Source organism: Lonsdalea quercina (assembly GCF_900107885.1).
In the GTDB taxonomy this organism is placed as follows: Bacteria; Pseudomonadota; Gammaproteobacteria; order Enterobacterales; family Enterobacteriaceae; genus Lonsdalea; species Lonsdalea quercina.
In genome coordinates this window covers 484194-504480 of sequence record NZ_FNQS01000001.1, presented here as the reverse complement: position 1 = coordinate 504480, position 20287 = coordinate 484194, and the positions used below count along the sequence as shown (strand labels likewise).

17 protein-coding genes and 3 pseudogenes are annotated in these 20287 nt (G+C 53.1%); 13 read left to right on the top strand and 7 right to left on the bottom strand.

The window, feature by feature from the left end:
• Nucleotides 1-66 precede the first annotated feature (66 nt).
• From dnaE to tilS, 4 genes are all read left to right on the top strand, one after another.
• Nucleotides 67-3549 carry a DNA polymerase III subunit alpha gene (dnaE, locus tag BLU64_RS02240; RefSeq protein ID WP_026742915.1) on the top strand — a complete coding sequence of 1161 codons (3483 nt, stop codon included), beginning with the start codon at nt 67-69 and terminating at the stop codon, nt 3547-3549.
• Between the two features lie 12 nt (nt 3550-3561).
• Nucleotides 3562-4521: an acetyl-CoA carboxylase carboxyl transferase subunit alpha gene (accA, locus tag BLU64_RS02235; RefSeq protein WP_026738775.1), complete on the top strand. Its 960-nt coding sequence runs from the start codon at nt 3562-3564 to the stop codon at nt 4519-4521.
• Between the two features lie 104 nt (nt 4522-4625).
• Nucleotides 4626-5015, top strand: a complete 390-nt coding sequence (locus BLU64_RS02230) for a VOC family protein (protein ID WP_026742913.1) — start codon at nt 4626-4628, stop codon at nt 5013-5015.
• Nucleotides 5005-6345 carry a tRNA lysidine(34) synthetase TilS gene (gene tilS / locus BLU64_RS02225; RefSeq protein WP_074727802.1) on the top strand — a complete coding sequence of 447 codons (1341 nt, stop codon included), beginning with the start codon at nt 5005-5007 and terminating at the stop codon, nt 6343-6345. Before BLU64_RS02230 ends, tilS begins: the two co-directional genes overlap by 11 nt.
• A 63-nt stretch (nt 6346-6408) precedes the next feature.
• Here tilS and rof read toward each other — a convergent pair whose 3' ends face one another.
• Nucleotides 6409-6669 (bottom strand): Rho-binding antiterminator, encoded by a 261-nt coding sequence (gene rof / locus BLU64_RS02220; protein ID WP_071999783.1) that lies wholly within the window; start codon nt 6667-6669, stop codon nt 6409-6411.
• Nucleotides 6653-6856 carry a YaeP family protein gene (locus BLU64_RS02215; RefSeq protein WP_026742910.1) on the bottom strand — a complete coding sequence of 68 codons (204 nt, stop codon included), beginning with the start codon at nt 6854-6856 and terminating at the stop codon, nt 6653-6655. The genes rof and BLU64_RS02215 overlap by 17 nt, the downstream gene beginning before the upstream one ends.
• A gap of 212 nt (nt 6857-7068) precedes the next feature.
• Here BLU64_RS02215 and BLU64_RS02210 point away from each other — a divergent pair, with 212 nt between their 5' ends.
• Complete coding sequence (locus BLU64_RS02210; protein ID WP_026742909.1) at nt 7069-7617, top strand: YaeQ family protein; 549 nt, start codon at nt 7069-7071, stop codon at nt 7615-7617.
• Between the two features lie 145 nt (nt 7618-7762).
• Complete coding sequence (locus BLU64_RS02205) at nt 7763-8155, top strand: copper resistance protein NlpE N-terminal domain-containing protein (protein WP_051625515.1); 393 nt, start codon at nt 7763-7765, stop codon at nt 8153-8155.
• A gap of 345 nt (nt 8156-8500) precedes the next feature.
• Here the strand turns inward: BLU64_RS02205 and mutS are convergent, their stop codons facing one another.
• From mutS to BLU64_RS02190, 4 genes and pseudogenes are all read right to left on the bottom strand, one after another.
• Nucleotides 8501-11059, bottom strand: a complete 2559-nt coding sequence (mutS, locus tag BLU64_RS02200; RefSeq protein ID WP_175527794.1) for a DNA mismatch repair protein MutS — start codon at nt 11057-11059, stop codon at nt 8501-8503.
• 588 nt (nt 11060-11647) lie between these two features.
• The gene (locus tag BLU64_RS02195; protein ID WP_026742907.1) at nt 11648-12040 is read right to left on the bottom strand and encodes a DUF943 family protein; all 393 of its coding nucleotides are present in this window, start codon (nt 12038-12040) and stop codon (nt 11648-11650) included.
• Entirely contained in the window at nt 12033-12131 is a 99-nt protein-coding gene (locus tag BLU64_RS17765; protein WP_268748623.1) for a DUF3289 family protein, read from the bottom strand. The genes BLU64_RS02195 and BLU64_RS17765 overlap by 8 nt, the downstream gene beginning before the upstream one ends.
• Nucleotides 12132-12211: 80 nt before the next feature.
• Nucleotides 12212-12891: pseudogene (locus BLU64_RS02190) on the bottom strand (DUF3289 family protein); the annotation flags it as partial.
• 1192 nt (nt 12892-14083) lie between these two features.
• Between BLU64_RS02190 and BLU64_RS17945 the strand changes: the two are divergent.
• From BLU64_RS17945 to BLU64_RS02170, 5 genes and pseudogenes are all read left to right on the top strand, one after another.
• Nucleotides 14084-14842: pseudogene (locus BLU64_RS17945) on the top strand (Tar ligand binding domain-containing protein); the annotation flags it as partial.
• A 66-nt stretch (nt 14843-14908) separates the two neighbouring features.
• Nucleotides 14909-15742: pseudogene (locus BLU64_RS17940) on the top strand (methyl-accepting chemotaxis protein); the annotation flags it as partial.
• 219 nt (nt 15743-15961) lie between these two features.
• Nucleotides 15962-16411 carry a dehydroquinate synthase/iron-containing alcohol dehydrogenase family protein gene (locus BLU64_RS02180; RefSeq protein ID WP_235195096.1) on the top strand — a complete coding sequence of 150 codons (450 nt, stop codon included), beginning with the start codon at nt 15962-15964 and terminating at the stop codon, nt 16409-16411.
• 284 nt (nt 16412-16695) lie between these two features.
• Nucleotides 16696-17346, top strand: coding sequence for a DUF421 domain-containing protein (locus BLU64_RS02175; RefSeq protein ID WP_026742906.1), 651 nt, complete (start codon nt 16696-16698; stop codon nt 17344-17346).
• 269 nt (nt 17347-17615) lie between these two features.
• Nucleotides 17616-17957, top strand: a complete 342-nt coding sequence (locus BLU64_RS02170) for a zinc ribbon domain-containing protein YjdM (protein ID WP_026742905.1) — start codon at nt 17616-17618, stop codon at nt 17955-17957.
• 174 nt (nt 17958-18131) lie between these two features.
• On the opposite strand, the gene BLU64_RS17760 is transcribed toward BLU64_RS02170, so the two are convergent.
• Nucleotides 18132-18257 carry a hypothetical protein gene (locus BLU64_RS17760; protein WP_280513588.1) on the bottom strand — a complete coding sequence of 42 codons (126 nt, stop codon included), beginning with the start codon at nt 18255-18257 and terminating at the stop codon, nt 18132-18134.
• A 685-nt stretch (nt 18258-18942) separates the two neighbouring features.
• On the opposite strand from BLU64_RS17760, the gene BLU64_RS02160 reads away from it, so the two are divergent.
• The gene (locus tag BLU64_RS02160; protein WP_051625513.1) at nt 18943-19569 is read left to right on the top strand and encodes a hypothetical protein; all 627 of its coding nucleotides are present in this window, start codon (nt 18943-18945) and stop codon (nt 19567-19569) included.
• Between the two features lie 369 nt (nt 19570-19938).
• On the top strand, nt 19939-20112 hold the full coding sequence (locus BLU64_RS17360; RefSeq protein ID WP_157755373.1) for a hypothetical protein: 174 nt from the start codon (nt 19939-19941) through the stop codon (nt 20110-20112).
• Nucleotides 20113-20287 lie beyond the last annotated feature (175 nt).

Here is a 20287-nt window from a genome sequence, read left to right as displayed (position 1 = left end):
TATGTGATGCCTGTGGGCGTATGAGTCGCAGGCGACATTCGATTTAATCAATACTGGGATCTGGAGATGGCCGAACCACGTTTTGTTCACCTGCGTGTTCACAGTGACTATTCCATGATCGATGGGCTGGCGAAGGTCGGACCGTTGGTGAAAAAAGCAGCGTCGATGGGCATGCCTGCGCTGGCGATCACCGACCACTCCAACCTGTGCGGTCTGGTGAAATTTTACGGCGGCGCTCATGGCGCTGGCGTCAAGCCGATCGTCGGCGCCGATTTTTATCTCCAGAGCGAGGAACTGGCCGACGAACTGGCGCACCTCACTATTCTGGCGATGAACAACGCCGGCTATCAGAATCTGACGCTGCTGATATCGCGCGCCTACCAGCGCGGCTATGGCGCTGCTGGCCCGACGATAGATCGCGACTGGCTGGTGGAGCATCAGGAAGGCCTGCTGTTGCTGTCCGGCGGTCGTCAGGGTGACATCGGCAAATTCCTGCTGCGTGGCAATGACGCGTTAGTGGAACAGTGTCTGGCTTTTTATCAGGAACATTTCCCGCAGCGTTACTATCTGGAGTTGATCCGTACCGGTCGGTCGGATGAAGAAAGCTATCTGCATGCGGCGGTGGCGCTGGCAACCAAGCACGGCCTGCCCGTCGTTGCGACCAACGACGTACGTTTCATCAACGCCGACGAATTCGACGCCCACGAAATTCGCGTAGCGATCCACGACGGCTACACGCTGGACGATCCCAAGCGGCCGCGCAACTACAGTCCCCAGCAGTACATGCGCAGCGAAGAGGAAATGTGCGAGCTGTTTGCCGACATTCCCGAAGCGCTAACTAACAGCGTTGAAATCGCCAAACGCTGCAACGTGACCATTCGACTGGGCGAGTACTTCCTGCCGCAGTTCCCCACGGGTGATATGTCGACGGAAGATTATCTGGTCATGCGCGCTCGGGAAGGGCTGGAAGAACGTCTAGCGTTCCTGTTTCCGGACGAAGAAGAGCGAACGCAGCGGCGGCCGGCTTATGACGAGCGCCTCGATATCGAGCTGCAGGTCATCAACCAGATGGGATTCCCCGGCTACTTTCTGATCGTGATGGAGTTTATTCAGTGGTCGAAAGATAACGACGTGCCCGTCGGGCCGGGACGAGGTTCCGGTGCCGGGTCGCTTGTCGCCTATGCGCTGAAAATCACCGACCTCGACCCGTTGGCGTTCGATCTGCTGTTCGAACGATTCCTGAACCCCGAACGTGTTTCTATGCCCGACTTCGACGTCGACTTCTGCATGGAAAAACGCGACCTGGTTATTGATCACGTGGCGGATATGTACGGTCGTGATGCGGTATCGCAGATCATCACATTCGGTACCATGGCGGCGAAGGCGGTGATCCGAGACGTGGGGCGGGTGCTGGGTCATCCCTACGGATTCGTGGATCGCATCTCCAAGCTGGTGCCGCCCGATCCGGGAATGACGCTGGAAAAAGCGTTTGCCGCGGAGCCGCAGCTGGGCGAAATCTACGAAGCGGATGAAGAAGTCAAAGCGCTGATCGACATGGCGCGCAAACTCGAAGGGGTGACCCGCAATGCCGGCAAACACGCCGGGGGCGTGGTGATCTCGCCGACCAAAATTACCGACTTCGCGCCGCTGTATTGTGACCCGGAAGGGCAGCATCCGGTCACCCAGTTTGACAAGAGCGACGTGGAATACGCCGGGCTGGTGAAGTTCGACTTCCTTGGCCTGCGCACGCTGACCATCATCAACTGGGCGCTGGGGATGATCAACCCGCGTCAGGAAAAGCAAGGGTTGCCGCCGGTCGATATCGCCGCCATTCCGCTCGACGACAAAAAAAGTTTCGACATGCTGCAGCGGTCGGAAACCACCGCGGTTTTCCAGCTGGAATCCCGCGGCATGAAGGACTTGATCAAACGTCTCAAACCCGACTGCTTCGAGGATATGATCGCGTTGGTGGCCCTGTTCCGGCCAGGCCCGCTGCAGTCAGGAATGGTGGATAACTTCATCGACCGTAAACACGGTCGGGAAGCCATCTCTTATCCGGATATCGAGTGGCAGCACGAGTCGCTGAAACCGGTGCTCGAACCGACTTATGGTATCATCCTGTACCAGGAACAGGTGATGCAGATAGCCCAGGTGCTCTCCGGCTATACACTGGGGGGCGCGGATATGCTGCGTCGCGCCATGGGTAAGAAAAAGCCCGAAGAGATGGCCAAGCAGCGCTCGGTGTTTAAAGCCGGCTCAGAAAAGATGGGCATCGACGGCGAACTGTCGATGAAGATTTTCGACCTGGTGGAGAAGTTCGCCGGTTACGGTTTCAACAAGTCGCACTCGGCCGCTTATGCGCTGGTGTCTTATCAGACGCTGTGGCTGAAGGCGCATTATCCGGCGGAATTCATGGCTGCGGTCATGACGGCGGATATGGATAACACCGACAAGATTGTCGGGCTGGTCGATGAATGCTGGCGTATGGGCCTAAAAATCCTGCCGCCGGACATTAACAGCGGCCTATACCATTTTCACGTCAACGACGCCGGCGAAATCGTTTATGGCATCGGCGCGATTAAAGGGGTTGGCGAGGGGCCGATTGAGGCCATCATCGAAGCCCGTAATCAAGGCGGTTATTTCCGCGATCTGTTCGACCTCTGCGCGCGCACGGACATCAAAAAGCTCAACCGCCGTGTGCTGGAAAAGCTGATCATGTCCGGCGCGTTCGACCGTCTCGGCCCGCATCGCGCGGCGCTGATGAACTCATTGCAGGATGCGATGAAATCGGCCGAACAGCATGCGAAAGCAGAGGCTATTGGTCAGGTGGACATGTTCGGCGTGCTGGCGGAGACGCACGAGCAGGTTGAGCAGTCCTACAGCACGGTTCCCCCGTGGCCGGAACAGGTAGTACTGGACGGTGAGCGGGAAACGCTGGGTCTGTATCTGACCGGCCATCCCATCAACCAATATCTGAAGGAAATCGAACGTTATGCCGCAGGCGTGCGTTTGAAAGATATGCACCCAACGGATCGGGGCAAAATCACCACTGCGGTGGGTCTCGTGCTTTCCGCCCGCGTCATGGTGACGAAGCGAGGCAACCGCATCGGTTTATGTACCCTGGACGATCGCTCCGGTCGTCTGGAAGTGATGTTATTCACCGATGCATTGGATAAATACCAGCATTTGCTGGAGCAAGATCGAATTTTGATCGTCAGTGGACAGGTCAGTTTTGATGATTTCAGCGGCGGGCTTAAAATGACCGCGCGTGAGATTCTGGATATCAGCGAAGCGCGGGAAAAATATGCGCGTGGACTTGCTATCTCGCTGACTGACAGGCAAATTGATGACCAGTTGTTAAACCGTCTCCGTCAATCGTTGGATCCCCATCGATCAGGGACGATTCCGGTGCATCTTTATTACCAGCGGGAGGATGCGCGAGCTCGGCTACGCTTCGGCGCAGCATGGCGCGTGACCCCGACCGACGTGCTCCTGAACGATCTGCGCACCGTAGTGGGTAATGAACAGGTAGAACTGGAATTTGACTAATATAGGATTACTATGAGTCTGAATTTTCTTGATTTTGAGCAGCCGATTGCAGAGTTGGAGGCGAAAATTGACTCTTTGACCGCCGTCAGCCGTCAAGACGAAAAATTGGATATTAACCTGGATGAAGAGGTTAAGCGTTTACGCGAAAAAAGCGTAGAGCTGACGCGTAAAATCTTCGCCGATTTGGGCGCATGGCAGGTTGCTCAACTGGCACGTCATCCTCAGCGTCCTTACACGCTCGACTATATCAAACGCGTTTTCACCGATTTCGATGAGCTGGCAGGCGACCGCGCCTACGCTGACGATAAAGCGATTGTTGGGGGTATTGCGCGTCTGGATGGCCGTCCCGTGATGGTCATCGGCCACCAGAAAGGCCGTGAAACCAAAGAAAAAATTCGCCGCAACTTCGGTATGCCGGCCCCGGAAGGCTATCGCAAAGCGCTGCGTCTGATGGAAATGGCCGAGCGTTTCAAAATGCCGATCATCACCTTCATCGACACCCCGGGCGCTTATCCGGGCGTGGGCGCGGAAGAACGCGGCCAGTCTGAAGCGATTGCGCGTAACCTGCGTGAGATGTCCGAATTGAGCGTTCCCATCATCTGCACCGTCATCGGTGAAGGTGGCTCTGGCGGCGCGCTGGCGATCGGCGTGGGCGACAAGGTCAACATGCTGCAGTTCAGCACCTACTCCGTGATTTCCCCTGAGGGCTGCGCCTCTATCCTGTGGAAAAGCGCGGACAAGGCGCCGTTAGCCGCAGAGGCGATGGGTATTATCGCTCCGCGTCTGAAAGAACTGGGCCTGATCGACACGGTGATCCCTGAACCGTTGGGTTCCGCGCACCGCGACGTAGACGCTATGTCGGCATCACTGAAATCTCAGTTGCTGGCTGACCTGCGTGAGCTGGATGCGTTCAGCGATCAGGAACTGTTGAATCGTCGTTACCAGCGGTTGATGAACTACGGCTACTGCTGATTGTTCTCTCCGTCTGAAAAAGTCCGAGGTCAGCAATGACCTCGGACTTTTTTTGTTATGATGGCCCTCATGTATTCCTCACACCGCGGTTGCCGGGAGTCGCTATGCTGAAACTTCAAGGAATTCATCATATTGCCATCATTGCATCTGACTACGAACGAAGTAAGCGCTTCTACTGCGACCTGCTGGGATTCACCCTGCAGCACGAGATTTATCGTGCCGCCAGAGACTCCTGGAAGGGGGATTTGGCGTTGAACGGCCACTACGTCATTGAGCTGTTCTCTTTCCCGGATGCGCCTTCGCGCGTGAGTCGTCCCGAGGCCCAGGGACTCAGACATCTGGCCTTTGCTGTTGAGGATATCGACCAGTCGGTCAGCGAACTGACCCGCAGGGGCGTAAACTGCGAGCCTATTCGTATCGATGAAGAGACCGGGCGACGATTTACCTTCTTTGCCGACCCGGATGATTTGCCGTTGGAATTGTATGAACGATAACGCCTCTGCTCCTATCGATGAAGTCCTGTTGAACGCGGTTGCGCGTCACGTGACGTCTGGCGGTCGTTACCTGCTCGCCTACAGCGGTGGGCTGGACTCCACCGTGCTGCTCCATCTTCTGGTAACGTTACGCGAACAGCGCGGGCTATTACTGCGGGCGGCGTACGTCCACCACGGACTTAGTAAGTTCGCCGACAGCTGGGCATTGCACTGCGCAAGGCAATGTGCAACCTGGGATATTCCATTCAGCACCCTGCGGGTGAAAGTAGAGGCGGAGCAGGGGGGGATTGAAGCGGCGGCCCGCGAGGCGCGCTATCAGGCCATCCGTCAACATCTGTCCCCGGAAGAAGCGCTGCTGACGGCGCAGCATCTCAACGATCAGAGTGAAACGTTCCTGCTGGCGCTCAAACGGGGCAGTGGTCCTGCAGGGCTGTCGGCGATGGCATCGTCGACACGACTCGGCGAGCAGACGCATTTACGCCCCTTGCTGGACTGTAGCCGCGCTCAACTTGCCGAGTATGCGGCGCATCACGGCCTGCAATGGATTGAAGACGACAGCAATAGCGACGATCGCTTTGATCGTAATTTCTTGCGTCGCCACGTTTTACCTATCTTGACGCGGCGCTGGCCCCATTTTCCGACTGCGGTCTCACGCAGCGCCAGGCTCTGCGCGGAACAAGAGCAACTGCTGGACGAGTTGCTGGCCGAGTCGCTGCAATCGCTTCGCCGCACCGACGGCGGATTGTCGATTACGGATCTGGCATCTTACAGCCCGCAGCGACGCTCAGCACTGTTACGACGTTGGCTGGCGGCTGAGGGCGTGCGGATGCCTTCTCAGGAGCAGCTACAGCGCTTGTGGCGGGAAGTGGCGCTCTGCCGGCGGGACGCGGAACCGCAGTTGCTGCTGGGACAGTGGCAGATTCGACGTTTTCGCGATTGTTTATATGTGTTGCCGCTGCGTGCGTCGGTCAGAGAGGCGATTTTGACCTGGGACCCGCCGTCAGCGCCTTTGGCACTGCCCTCCGGGCTGGGATCGTTGGCGTTGGGGCCGCAGGGGGTTGCGGTTCGCCAGCCCTATCCCAATGAAGCGGTAACCGTTCGCTTTCATGCGCAGGGAAAATTTCATATCGTCGGACGCGAACACGGGCGCCAGTTAAAAAAACTGTGGCAGGAGTTAGGGGTTGCGCCCTGGTTGAGGGAACGGACGCCGTTGATTTTCTACGGCGAACAGCTTATCGCGGCGGTGGGAACGTTTGTCACGCGTGAAGGGCGGCCCGATTCAGAAGAGGCGGCCTGGCGTATTGTCTGGCATCCTGCGTCTCTACCGTAAAAGGGGTTTTAAAGTGAAAACGGACAACCAGGTTGTCCGTTTGAATTTTTGGGAAAAATTTGGTCAGGGTTCGCTAACCACGACTTTACCTATTTCGGGATGGCTGAAGCTAAGGATATGGTCAAGCCGAACTTCCCTGACGTCGCCCGCATCATCAAGCAGCAGATATTCGACGTGCTTGCGAGAGATGATGTCGTTGGCTATCCCGGACACCACCTCACCGTTACGCAATTCCACCGTCAACGTCAGGTGCTGTTGGCAGGTGGCTTCAAGATTCTCGTAATCATCACAATTGATGGGTTGATATTCATGACTCATTGACATAATCGCTCACCAATAAGTTAGCGGCGGCAAAAGCCGCCTGTTCCCTGACTGAGGACGGCAAATCGCTATTGAGGGCGATTTCGTCCAGGGTTTTCAATACACAACCCAGAGCATCGGGTAAATAAGCCAGGTTACCGCCGGCGATCTCTGCATAGAGACGACGTACTAATTCACCATATTGTTGCACTATATCCTCCCTAAGAGCTCAGCCTGGTAGCCTTCAAAATGACTTCACCGGAGGTGATAAGCCTAAGACGAAAATGAACGCTATCTTGCCAGCCGACTATAGCATAGGCATTGAGGGGTTATCAGTATTATGCCCAAGGCGTATTACCAAAGCCGGGGTGTGAGGCACGGCGGTTCTCCAGTACAATGTCGGCCCAAACCAAGAGGTGAAACATGGCGTTAAAAGCAACGGTGTACAAAGCGGCAGTCAATATTGCCGATATGGATCGCCATTTTTTCCACGATGCTGCACTGACAATAGCGCAGCATCCTTCCGAAACCGATCAGCGAATGATGTTGCGGCTCCTGGCCTGGATTTGCCATGCCGACGAAACATTGCGGTTTACGAAAGGACTGTGTGCCGACAACGAACCTGAAATCTGGCGGCACAGTGACGATCAGCAGATTGAACTGTGGATTGAACTGGGATTGCCGGATGAAAAGCGTTTAAAGAAAGCGTGCAGCTTGTCGCGTGAAGTGGTGCTGTATGCCTACAACGAGCGCGCGGCGCGGGTCTGGTGGCAGACGATGGCGGATAAAACTGCGCAGCTTTCCAACCTGACGGTACATTTTCTCGATGATAAGCAACTGATGCAGTTGACCACGTTGGTCCGCCGCAACATGTCGCTGCAGGCCACCTTGCAGGAAGGCACCATCTGGTTGTCAGATGATCAGAATCATCTGGAAGTCGTTTTTGATGACTGGCAATTGGCGCGGCAATAGGGATGATCGCTATTCATTTACGCCATCCTTTCCTTCATTTCTGCGCTGAACGGATGGCTATATCAAGAGCCGCCGTTACGTTGAACTTAAGCAAAACAGACCTCGACCGCAGGTTTGTTACGCGCAGAAAAGCAGGGAGATTATGATGCATAAGCTGATCATCAGTGGTGTTTTGATGTTCGGTCTGTCGGGACTTATCGGCTGCCATTCGCATCCGGCCGTTCAGTCTGAGTCACTCCAGCCTATGGCGCAACATTATCGGGGAACGTTGCCCGATAGCCGGAACATTGTGCTGTATCTCGACGCCGACGGCAGTTTCGTTCTGAATACGCATGCTGTTGATGGCGAAGGGCGTCCTCTGCGCCGGATAGAGAAAGGTCAATGGCTGCGTACCGCGGATAAGCTGGTGCTCACGAATACCCACGGCGGCAAACGTTACTTTTTAGCTAAAAATAACGATTTAACGGTACTGGATGATAATGGCCGCCCGTTGCGTTCCTCTCAGCAATACCATCTGTTTGCCGTAAACCCCGCGTAAACATCGGAGTTGTGACTTTGCAGTCACGGCAAAGCATGCATCCAACGCGGATAGGGATAGCCCGTGGAGCGCGAGATAAAGACTACTTCCGACCTCAAGGCCTGACGTCGGCGCTATCGCTATCCTGCGCTAAGACATCCCTTGTTTCCCGCTCAAAAAGTTTCCCCTCATCAGGGTTTTCTGAACTTACAGCGTTGAATGACTCACAAACATACAATTTGCTGGTGCCAGGAATGACGGGATAGGCGGGGACGAAGATTGGAAGGCGATGAGTCGTGATCAATGGGGGGTACAGGCGTAAGCTACGACCGCCTTACGACGGCCGTGCGATGATTTTCTTTTAATTTATAACATCTTTTTCAACTGATAGAGCCAATCTAGCGCCTGACGCGGCGTCAGCATATCCGGGTCGAGCGTCTCTAGCGCTTCAATCGCGGCCGATGGCTCTTCGGGCGCCAGCAGCATCAACTGCGCCCCGTCGATATGGCTGCTCGAGGCATTATTAGACAGCGTTTCCAGCTCTTTCAGCTTTTGGCGCGCGCGTTTGATTACGTCTTTCGGCACCCCGGCCAGCGCCGCTACCGCCAGCCCGTAGCTCTTACTGGCAGCTCCATCTTGTACGCTGTGCATAAAGGCGATGGTATCGCCGTGTTCTAAGGCATCCAGGTGGACATTGACAACACCTTCCATTTTTTCTGGCAAATTGGTCAGTTCGAAGTAATGGGTGGCGAACAGCGTCATGGCTTTGATCTTGTTTGCCAGCGTTTCTGCGCACGACCAGGCCAGAGACAGGCCGTCATAGGTTGATGTTCCACGGCCGATCTCATCCATTAGCACCAGACTGTGTTCCGTCGCGTTATGCAGAATATTCGCGGTCTCGGTCATTTCCACCATGAAGGTGGAGCGACCCGACGCCAGATCGTCCGCTGCGCCGACGCGGGTAAAGATGCGATCGACCGGGCCGATGATGGCCTGCTCCGCTGGAACATAGCTGCCGATATGGGCCATTAGTACGATAAGCGCGGCCTGACGCATATAGGTGCTTTTCCCGCCCATATTCGGACCGGTGATAATCAGCAGTCGACGCTGTGGGGACAGCGACAACGGATTGGCGATAAACGGTTCGCTGAGCACCTGCTCTACGACGGGGTGACGGCCGCCTGTGATCTTGATACCGGGGCGATCGCTCAATGTCGGGCAGACATAGTTCAGTGTTTCCGCACGTTCCGCCAGGTTGCTCAGCACGTCCAGTTCCGCCAGCGCGCTGGCGCTTTGCTGTAGCTCCGCCAGATGGGGAAGCAATATGTCAAACAGCTGGTCGTACAGCGCTTTCTCCAGCGCCAGCGCCTTACTTTTAGAGGTGAGAACCTTGTCTTCGTACTCTTTCAGCTCAGGGATGATATAGCGCTCGGCGTTTTTCAGCGTCTGACGGCGCACATAGTGCATTGGCACCAGATGGCTTTGGCCGCGGCTAACCTGGATGAAATAGCCGTGTACGCCGTTGAAGCCGACTTTCAGCGTATCAATGCCGAGCTTTTCGCGTTCTCGGATTTCCAGCTTGTCCAAGTAGTCGGTGGCGCCCGCGGCAAGGCTGCGCCATTCGTCCAGCTCTTCGTTGTAGCCGGTGGCGATAACGCCGCCGTCCCGAACCAGAACCGGCGGCGTTTCAACCACCGCGCGTTCCAGCAGATCCCGCAGTTCGTCGAACTGACCTATCTGGCTGGCAAGCCGCTGAATCGCATCGGCGTCGATCGATGACAGCAGGGCATGAATGTCCGGCAGTTGATGGAAGGCATGGCGCATTCTCGCCAGATCGCGCGGACGCGCCGTTCGCAGCGCCAGCCGGGCCAGAATACGCTCCAGATCGCCGACCTGACGCAGAAAAGGCTGCAATTCGACGGCCAAATCCTGTAACGCGCCAATGGCCTGCTGACGCTGCGTTAACGTCTGAACGTTGCGGCTTGGCATATGCACCCAACGTTTCAGCATCCGGCTGCCCATCGGCGTCACGGTGCAGTCCAACACGGCCGCCAGCGTATTCTCGGGGCCGCCGGACAGGTTCTGCGTCAGTTCGAGATTACGTCGCGTCGCGGCATCCATGATGATGCCGTCTTGCTGGCGCTCCATCGTGATCCCGCGAATATGCGGCAGCGAAGTGCGCTGCGTATCTTTGGCGTATTGCAGCAGACATCCGGCGGCGCGCAGCCCGAGCTTGGCCTGTTCGACGCCAAAGCCCGTCAGGTCGCGCGTACCGAACTGCAGATTCAGCTGCTGGCGGGCCGTATCCAGCTCAAATTCCCACAGGGGGCGGCGGCGCAGCCCGTTGCGATGGTCAATCAGCGACATCAATTCAAAGGTTTCGGGATAGAGCAACTCTGCCGGATTGGTGCGCTGTAATTCAGCGGCCATGCTTTCGGCATCGGCGGGTTCCGCCAGTCGAAAACGTCCAGAACTGATGTCCAGCGTGGCATAACCGAATCCGCGGCTGTCTTGCCAAATCGCTGCTAGCAGATTGTCCTGACGCTCCTGAAGCAGGGCCTCGTCGCTGATGGTCCCCGGTGTCACAATGCGCACGACTTTCCGTTCTACCGGGCCTTTACTCAACGCGGGGTCGCCGATTTGTTCGCAGATGGCGACGGACTCACCCAATTGCACCAGCCGGGCCAGATAGTTTTCCACCGCATGATGAGGAACGCCGGCCATCGGAATGGGCTCACCCGCCGAGGCGCCGCGCTTGGTTAATGAGATATCCAGCAGCTGAGATGCCCGCTTGGCGTCATCGTAGAACAGCTCGTAAAAATCGCCCATGCGGTAGAACAACAGAATGTCCGGGTGTTCTGCTTTCAGCCTCAGGTACTGCTGCATCATGGGGGTATGACTATCGAGGTTGTCGGTGGTTTTCATGCGGTTATTTTCATAATCCATTGAATTTACGTTCGATGGTGATTTTTTTTGTTCTTGTAGGGCATCACCGGTGTATCGCAGCGAGCAGCCGATTGTGTTCGTCGTGAAGTCGGAATGCGACGCCTGCCAATCAATCAACGGGCTATCATAGCGGAGCGCGTTCGACAGGAAAACCGATCAACAAAGCGTTCTCGCTCAAGGCCAGCGACGCGATGAGCCAGGAGATTCACTCATGGCCGTTGCTGGCGAGAATACCAAGCTGAAAAAGCATCGGCGGCAACGGATATCGCGACCCTTATTGAGCGCTATACTAGCTCAGCGCCCTGCAAACTGACATAGGTAAAACCTGGAAGCGTCCCGCAAACTTTGTGTGAAATAGCTTATTTGGAAATGGCAGAGACTTGTGTTCGTTTGTAAGAAACGGGGAAGGGGCCACAGCACATGAGGAGTAGCCGGTTCTAGGAAAGAGCATCGCAGCCACCTACAGTAATGATTGTACGAATCGTCAATATGGAAACGTTTCGCGACGTGGTTCATTCATGCTATTTCTCGCTTATTCCCGCGCGATATGGCTTCCCCCAATGTTATCTACCAATAAAACTGCCCGGTATTTTGGCTCCAGCCTAACCACATCAAGGGGGCTTTCTCGATACATTTTGTCTCAACGGTCATGTCGTCAAAACACAGTAAGTCAGTATCTTCGTCCGTTCCTTGGTCTACACGGTAGCCCTCACCGTAGTTTTGGATGAATAAATCATAGCTTCCGTCGTTACGTCTGTGAGGGATGCCATAGGTTGCTTGGATTTTATCTTTATTAGCTTCCCACCAAGCGATCTGGCGGTTTTTCAAGTAGGGGAAATGTTTGACGAGAATGATGTCGCCATCATGTACGGCTACGATTTCCACAGGGGTCAGGGACTCCCAAAGTAAATAACCACTGGCCACAGCTGCAATCAAGCTAGCTACTATTCGTTTATTCACCTCGTCTCCCGCTAATTTCCACTCTGGTATTCATTTCGGTAATAAAAGGCTTATACCCGTACTGTTTTGAGCGCTGTAATACAAACCACAACTTGAAGATGGAAAACTATGATTGTAATTAGTATTTAGGATATCTTTATCATCGAGTCCAAAATGGTCTTGGACACGATAATGGACGACGGCTTTGTAGGAATCCCCTGTATGTCCAGGGACTCAAGTGTGATATGGGTCGCCCAGGTATCGTGAACGGAGAGGCCAAGAGCATTTACATAGTCTAGCCAACGATCAAACTTGGGTAATACGGTATGTTTCTGAATATTTTCGCGAAAACGCGACTCTTTATCCTTAGGGATAAATCCGTTGTCGTAATCGATTGAGGATGCAAGCGTCTTTTTGATATTGAGAAGTGTACTGCTGCTGGAATTGTCTTCCAGGATCTGTTCTTTCAATGCATTGTCCAGAAACGGGCTACTGAATGGCTTACCCGTGTTTTCTTGCATGTGTTTGATCATCTTCATGATGATATTCTCACTCCCCCCTAAAGGAGTAAGATCCGCTGCACTCTCCCTGAATTCATCAAACATCATTGCGGCTGCTTCTTCCTGAGTCACCTTTTCGATAGGAGATGCGTTTTTTTTAAAAAAGTTTTCTGATATCGATAGATATAACGGTTCTAGCATAGGTGTTTCGGCATCTAAAGATCGTATTGACCTTATGTCGGCCTGTTTTTTTATAAGTTCTACGGGATCCACAACGGAAGATGCATTATTGACATCGATATTATATTTACTTTTCAGCGTTTCAATATCGAGATCGCCGCACTTCATGTCATCCGCTTCATAATCATCCATTTTATGTCTGGTGGTAAAGATGAGCGCCGGTATGGCCATTCTTTGCAGCCCTTGGTGCTCTTTATAAGAGTCAAGCTGCACAAATGGCGCGAACCTTTCTTCGACGATTTGCGGTATGTAACTGTAGGCGGGTCTTTTAATTTGTTTATCAATCAGGTAATTCAGCCTGTCCTTAAGAAAAATAGGCAACCTTTCGTTGAGCCTATTTCCACCGGAAAGAACGCCCATAATCTCCACGCCATAAAACGTGTTTCCATTGCATAACCCTCTGATTGACACCGTTACGCAATCATCCCTCTCAACACCGTTATTGATATCATAACGCCTTAATATCAACGCGATAAATAACCTGTTGAATTGAGTGGTTAATGGCGGTTTGCCTGAAAGCTCACTGTTTGTATCCCTCCGATTCTCATCAACAGAGCTCATGCGGCAATAGGGTAAAAACAGCCGTAGACCCCAAAAGGGGGAAGGGGAAAAGGGGGGGACTGGATCGTCTTTTAAGGTACGACCAGGGCATTTCAATTATTCAACACTGCCCACGCGGCGGGCTGGTGCTATCTGAGTCAGTACGCCAGCTGGCAGGGGTACGCTGCGTCTTATTCTGTTTTCGTGACACGCGTTGTACTGATTCTGGACTCCACCACGCGGCCGCCTGCGTTTTAACCCCTTACGCCACACTTTTTCGATACGTTGATTGTTCTTTGAAGCGGGGCGCTGATGATCGTATATGCTGTCTTTCTGCGCTATTTCACGGCGTTTGTGCTGAAAAAACGCATAGTCTAATGAATGTATGTTGAATAATACCCCATGTTAAAGATGAATGATCGTTTACGATAGCTCGGGGGAATTTACGCTTCTGCGCGGCAGCCATTTAGATTAATTTTTGATTAAATTTTGACTCAGTCTCTCTCTATCATCGGGTGTTGATATAGGTAATGATTTCAATGCCTTTCCGAATGAACTCCGTATCAAATCTAATCTTGAAGACCGCTATATTAGCGCGCAAATAACGTATTTATCCTTTTTATTCAATGGCTTTATTGGGTTTTGTTGATCTTGCTTGGGCTTTTAATAAAAAGTCAGCCGCAGCCCCTGTTTACCGTCCTGGCGAGCTTAACTACGTGCTTTTTCTGCCGATAGTAATGATGTCGGCAATATCGTTGTTTTGCTCATATATATAGGACTTAATATGTCAATTAAACGCTTCTCTCTCATCATTCTTGCTTCACTTTTGCTTATCTTTTTCGCCAGTACGCTATCGAATGTATGGATGCTGATACGCAGCAACAATTCTCTGGATAGTGTGAATAAAGAAATACGCGTTGTGCTGTCGGTCATTGACCCCATCAACCATAGCCGCACCTTGCGCGTGCATCTCATGGAATACATGGAAGATTTGGAAAAAGGGAACAGTCAGAATACTCAGTCGACGCTGGAAGGCGCGAAAGCCGTGCTGGCGAAAGCCGATGCGGCGTTTCAGGCTTACCTCAGTGCGCCGAAACAACCGTCGGAAGGTCCGCTGGCCGACGCATATCGCACCACCTATCTCGCCTACCGCCAGGATGGATTGCAGCCTCTGCTGGATGCGGCGGCCAAAAATGACGAAACCACATTTTATGCGCAGCTGGCCATCGTACGTAAGCTGGATCGTCAGTACGAAATTGCCCTGGATAAGCTCCTGGAATTCCGTGAGCATTATGCGAAACAGCTGAATCAGGACGCTCAGAGTAACTTCACCTTCTCAATGGGCCTGATCGTTACTTTCGCCATCGTGTTTATCGCCATCATGGTCGGGATGATGATCCTGCTGAAGCGCTTCGTTCTGGATCAGCTGGGTGTTGCCAAAGATCACTGTAGTCAGATTGCCAACGGTCATCTGGAAACCTCGGTGAATGGGCGTTTGAAAGGCGAGATTGGCGATCTGATGCGTTCGATGGAGCAAATGCGTCTCTCCTTGGTGCAGATTATCGGGCAGGTGCGCGACTCGAGCAACACCGTTGCTCACGCATCTCAGGAAATTGCGGCGGGCAACATTGACCTGTCTTCCCGCACCGAACAGCAGGCGTCCGCGCTGGCGGAAACGGCGGCAAGCATGGAAGAGCTGGGGGCGACCGTAAAACAGAATACGGCGAACGTATATCAGGCCACCAGCCTGACCCAGGACGCGGTGAAAGCCGCGCAGGAAGGGGAAAAGGTTGCTCAAGCGGTGGGTGAAACCATGCAGGGCATCACCGCCAGTTCCAAGAAAATCGAAGACATCACCAGCGTCATCAACGGTATTGCATTCCAGACCAATATATTGGCATTGAACGCGGCGGTAGAAGCGGCCAGAGCCGGAGAGCAGGGGCGGGGATTCGCCGTCGTGGCCGGTGAGGTGCGCAATCTGGCGCAGCGCAGCGCTCAGGCGGCAAAAGAGATCGAAGGGCTGATCAGCGAATCGGCGAACGGCGTACGCATGGGGTCGGAGCAGGTCACTAAGACCGGAGACGCGATGTCTGCCATTATCACCTCCATCACGCGGATTAACGATTTGATGGGTGAAATTGCAACGGCGTCGGACGAACAGAGCCGCGGCATCGGTCAGATAGAACAAGCCGTGACGGAAATGGACGGTGTGACGCAGCAAAATGCGGCGTTGGTTCAGGAATCCGCCGCGGCCGCTGCGTCGCTGGAAGAGCAGGTGCATCATCTGACTCACGCCGTCTCCTCTTTCAAACTCCCGACGAATGAAAACACGCTGTTACGGCCTACATTAACCCAAAAAACGCCTTCGTCCTCCAGCGTCAAAGCGCTGCCTTCGAGCACCGACGGTAAAAAGACGGGCGAGGATAACTGGGAAAAGTTCTAAAAACAGGTGCGCCAATCACTCACCATCGCTGAGTTTTCCTACGCTGTGGTGGTGACCTGGGAAACGGGCCAAGCCGTACAAGGGAGGTACGGTCGGCGAATGGACTTCCCGGGGGCCGACAAGTGATTGGCGAAGGGCGTTGCGGACTCACACCCTGTGGCGGGGCTAGAGCTGGCCAAACTGTGTTACCAGCTTCTAAGTGAAAACGTCGAATCCGCCATGGATGCTATTAAAAACAAGGTGGCGACGCCTGCGCTGGAACAGACCATCGAAGCCACCATTTATTTGAGCGGCGTCGGCGCTGAATCCGGTGGTCTGGCGGCCGCCCATGCGGTGAATAACGGTATGTCCGTCGTACCGGATTTGCACAAAGCCCAGCACGGTGAAAAAGTGGTCTTCGGCCTGCTGACGCAACTGGTGCTTGAAAACGCGCCGGTCGCCGAGTTCGATGACGTTATCCGCATCATCAAAACCACCGGTCTGCCGTTGACGCTGGAAGATATGGGCCTGAAAACGTTTGTTGAGGCTGAGTGGCGTAAAGTGGCGGAAATTGCCTGCCATAAAGACGACACGCTGGGCAACATGCCGATGGCGGTGACCGAAGAGGATGTCTATAACGCAATGGTCGCGGCGAACAGCCTGGCCGAGCGTTACAAAGCGAAAGCCTAACGCTTGTCGCTGCGTCCTCATGCCAGCCCTATTGCCGGGTTGGCTTGTTGCCGCTTTTCCGCTTTATGCGGCACGTGTCTGTTGACCTCTCTTCTCCTGGACCGTGCGCAATGCATGGGATTTTCACTGCTAATCGGCGGCACTGGCATCGAGCGGTATGAGGATTTGTTTGTTCCACGTGAACTCATTGCCTGCGCTCTGAATTCATCCGAATTTTTTTTTATCTATTATACTGTCTTCGGTCATTAAACTGAGGCGCAGCAGCAGCTGTGAATAGAGCAGAGATGGAATATTATTGCTTCGTATTAATCAAATTCATTATTGGTTTTACTATTGTCATCACGCACCTGAATGTTTCAGGTAAAACACAGTTATCGCAAATGACGCCGGTGGACTTCATCGGTAACTTCGTTCTCGGGGGGATTATCGGCGGCGTTATTTACAGCGACAGCATCCCACTCTACCAATACATCATCGTGTTATTTATTGGCGTTGGGCTTATTTCTTTGCTGAATTTTATCAGCAAGCATTTTCATCTTTTTCGCTCTATCGCCATTGGCGATCCTTTACCGATCGTCAAAAAAGGTCGTTTTCTGATGGAAAACATCCTGCGACAGAAGAACAAAATCGACATTCTTAATGTCGCCTCGCAGCTTCATTCTCAAGGAATTCGTTCATTCCAACAAATTACCTATGCTCAGATCGAGCCGAGTGGCCAGTTGACGGTGGTCTGCGAAGACAACGAAATGCCTTCGGTCATTGTCATGAAAGACGGTGAAATCAGGAGTAGAGAGTTGGAACAAATTGAAAAAGATGAGGATTGGCTGCAAAACAAGCTTCGTGAGCATGAACTTGAAGAAGATGACATCTTTATCGCGGAGTTTTGGGACGGCAATCTGATGTTTATCCTGCGCGACGGCTCGGTAATGAAGTAACGTTTGTGTGATATTCGGCGGATAGCGGACGTGACGTTTCGTTAATCCGTTTCGACAGATACGTATAATCCTCTGTAATAAAAGTTTTTTCTCCTTTTTCGGGGCCTTTAACCTAGGTTGATGGCCCCGTTTTCGTGCTGCCATAAAGTCCTTTACGTAAAGATGGCTACTCAGCGAGGCTTTAAAACGTTAAAATATGCTCAGCTGAATATACTGCTATTGATTTTATTGGTTTTTTACATACATTTTTTATTTTTAGGAATTTTATCATGCAACAGCTACCCAATTGCCCAAAATGCCAATCCGAATACACCTGGCAGGACAACGACATGCTGAACTGTCCTGAGTGCGGGCATGTTTGGTCAATGGCGGGCGAAGCCGCGGAGCAGGAAGAAGGACTGGTCGTTCGCGATGCTAACGGCAACCTGCTGGCTGATGGCGACACGGTCACTGTGATTAAGGATCTGAAAGTGAAGGGAAGCTCTACCCCGCTGAAAATGGGTACGCGCGTGAAAGGGATCCGCCTGGTGGAAGGCGATCACAACATCGACTGCAAAATCGACGGCTTCGGCGCGATGAAGCTGAAGTCCGAGTTCGTGAAGAAAAACTAATCGCCGTGCTCTCGCTTCCTGAAGTAGCCGTATTGATTTCAGGAAGCATCTCCATTGATGAGTTCCACACAAGCTATCCTCGCCGATCCCTTCATCCATTCCTGGTAGTAAACATATCCGTCTTCCCCGTCCGTGAGCGCTGAAAATATCGCCCTGGGTTTAACATCTTGAGTTTCACACCAGTCCCAATACCGCGGCCATAACGTCGAGACTGACGCCGTTCGTCAGGCATCGCCCCGGTTTGGCGGCCCTGACTGATTGCGCTGTAGCGGCTTCAACATACAGCGCTGCGCTGTCCATGAACGTGACGCCACCTTGACGGTCGTATAAGCCCGAGAAAAGACTGACGCGCTGTCTGAGATAGAAAAGAGGGGGATTGAACAGCCCGCAGGGGCGACGGTCTTTCACGACCGGCAGGCTGACCAGTGCTTCAATCTCGTAAAAAGCGTCTGTGCCGTCTCAGGGGGAGACCGGGAAACAAATATATCGTGCGCCTCGGTACCCGCAAGCCATGCGTTGTGCGGACCTCATGAGAAACATGGCGAATGAGCACATAGCGTATTATCTTTAAGCGGTGAGTCATGGGTAAAACCATAACAGCGCGAAACGGAAGCCTGGCATCTGCTTTCGTCGGGGAAGTGGCGCAAAGGGATAATAGTGGCGTACGCCATCAATTCTCTATTTTTATTCTTTTTTAGTCTTAACGAAAAAATGCATTAGCCGATATATTTTAGAGAACAGACTTTTTTTGACTCTGATATCAGCTGTTTCTACTACAGAATGTTCTTTCATGCCAAGGTGGCGGTTGAGCCTATTTTCTCCGCTGTTTGATATTCGCCACCAGGAGCCTGTTTACATTTCCAATAATCGCTTTCGGGATGAAAGCATTTGAACTTTATTTCAATACTTCGATGTTAGTTATTACGATAACTCGTCGCTTTTACGGTGTGATGGTATTAATTGAAATATAACAAGGAGACGTATTGTGGCTATATCTGGTATTGAGACACACAGTCAAAATATAAAGCCTTACTATCCCCTCGTGACATCAATCGGCGCGGCGAATAAGAGCGGCTCATCCACAGCGGATAGCGAGAGCGGTTTTCCGCTTAACAGTCAGACGGGAGCCAGCTTTGGCGACGTTTCCACACAGACGTTCACGACGGGGACGGTAAGCGCGTCCGATTCAACCCAGTCGACAGATGAGCGGCTGGAAGATCTTGAGGCACAGCTAGAGTCTCGCGAAGCCCAACAGGCTAAGGACGATAAAGAGGAAGTGCAGTCCGACTCGCTTGAACGTTCTCTGCAAATGATAAATGGGATCCCGATGTACGGCGGCACGTTGGTGTCGATGATCAGCTACCCCGACGGGAGTTGGGTAGCGTACGACGCCTTCTCCGGCGAGCCGGTCACCACCGAAGAGCGGGTGAAGATGGGGCAAGAGAGTAGCAGCGCGGACAGCGATATGTTCAGCTTCTATAGCAAAGGGATATATAAAGGCCTCTCCGCCGCTGAAATTTACGAAAAGATCCAGCAGATGATGGGGGGAGGGGCGGACGAGATGACCTGGGGCATTGTCGGGTCTTCTAAAGTCGCCTCGACAAACGCCTAACGAACGCTTTGCCGTTTGCAAACCTGTCAGGGTGTAACAGGTTCTGATTAAAGGCTATTCCGGCCAGTCAGGCGTGGCTCCTGATGTAGATAATTGTTGCACCCCATCAACTGAATCAGCCGTATTGAACGGCGACCGGAACTCGAGCATTTATCCTTTGTTGATCAGCCTGGATGAATATGTCATTAGCTACTCATAAATCTTCATATTACGCACCTTGTTGTTCACGCTGTTATCGGCGGACGGCTCTTTCAGTCCGCCCACTTTCAAGTCATTGTCGGACGAGTAACCTGTCATCAGCGTGACGCCTAAACCTTTTGTGCAAGCCCATAGCGAGCAGCAATGAGGTTGTGGGGGAGATTTCATTCGATGCGTCGCACCCGTTCCTGGCGCATTATTCGCTTTCTGCATCAGGCTATCAGTCATGATGCCAAACTGCTGGCCAAGCAGACGCTGCCCAGCCCGACCATGCTCCTGCATCCCTCCCTGCATAACACCGCGTGTTATCCCTCGCTTGCCCCGGAAACCGGGACTCCGTCCTGAGTGAAGCGCAGCAGTGGGCTAAGCTCAAACACGTCGTCGACATCGCGAAAACCATCTGGATAATCCCTGATTAAGTCAACGGATCCAGAAGAATCATATCGAGAAAGGCGGCGCCATTCGCTGCCGCCTGCAATAACTGATTGATATCATTTCGCCGCTAACTAAACTGGCTGCA

Coding starts and splice junctions, on each gene's coding strand:
- dnaE (WP_026742915.1), top strand. CDS start 67: ATGGCCGAACCACGTTTTGTTCACCTGCGTGTTCACAGTGACTATTCC.
- accA (WP_026738775.1), top strand. CDS start 3,562: ATGAGTCTGAATTTTCTTGATTTTGAGCAGCCGATTGCAGAGTTGGAG.
- BLU64_RS02230 (WP_026742913.1), top strand. CDS start 4,626: ATGCTGAAACTTCAAGGAATTCATCATATTGCCATCATTGCATCTGAC.
- tilS (WP_074727802.1), top strand. CDS start 5,005: ATGAACGATAACGCCTCTGCTCCTATCGATGAAGTCCTGTTGAACGCG.
- rof (WP_071999783.1), bottom strand. CDS start 6,669: ATGTCAATGAGTCATGAATATCAACCCATCAATTGTGATGATTACGAG.
- BLU64_RS02210 (WP_026742909.1), top strand. CDS start 7,069: ATGGCGTTAAAAGCAACGGTGTACAAAGCGGCAGTCAATATTGCCGAT.
- BLU64_RS02205 (WP_051625515.1), top strand. CDS start 7,763: ATGCATAAGCTGATCATCAGTGGTGTTTTGATGTTCGGTCTGTCGGGA.
- mutS (WP_175527794.1), bottom strand. CDS start 11,059: ATGAAAACCACCGACAACCTCGATAGTCATACCCCCATGATGCAGCAG.
- BLU64_RS02180 (WP_235195096.1), top strand. CDS start 15,962: ATGGATGCTATTAAAAACAAGGTGGCGACGCCTGCGCTGGAACAGACC.
- BLU64_RS02175 (WP_026742906.1), top strand. CDS start 16,696: ATGGAATATTATTGCTTCGTATTAATCAAATTCATTATTGGTTTTACT.
- BLU64_RS02170 (WP_026742905.1), top strand. CDS start 17,616: ATGCAACAGCTACCCAATTGCCCAAAATGCCAATCCGAATACACCTGG.
- BLU64_RS17760 (WP_280513588.1), bottom strand. CDS start 18,257: ATGGACAGCGCAGCGCTGTATGTTGAAGCCGCTACAGCGCAATCAGTC.
- BLU64_RS17360 (WP_157755373.1), top strand. CDS start 19,939: ATGCGTCGCACCCGTTCCTGGCGCATTATTCGCTTTCTGCATCAGGCT.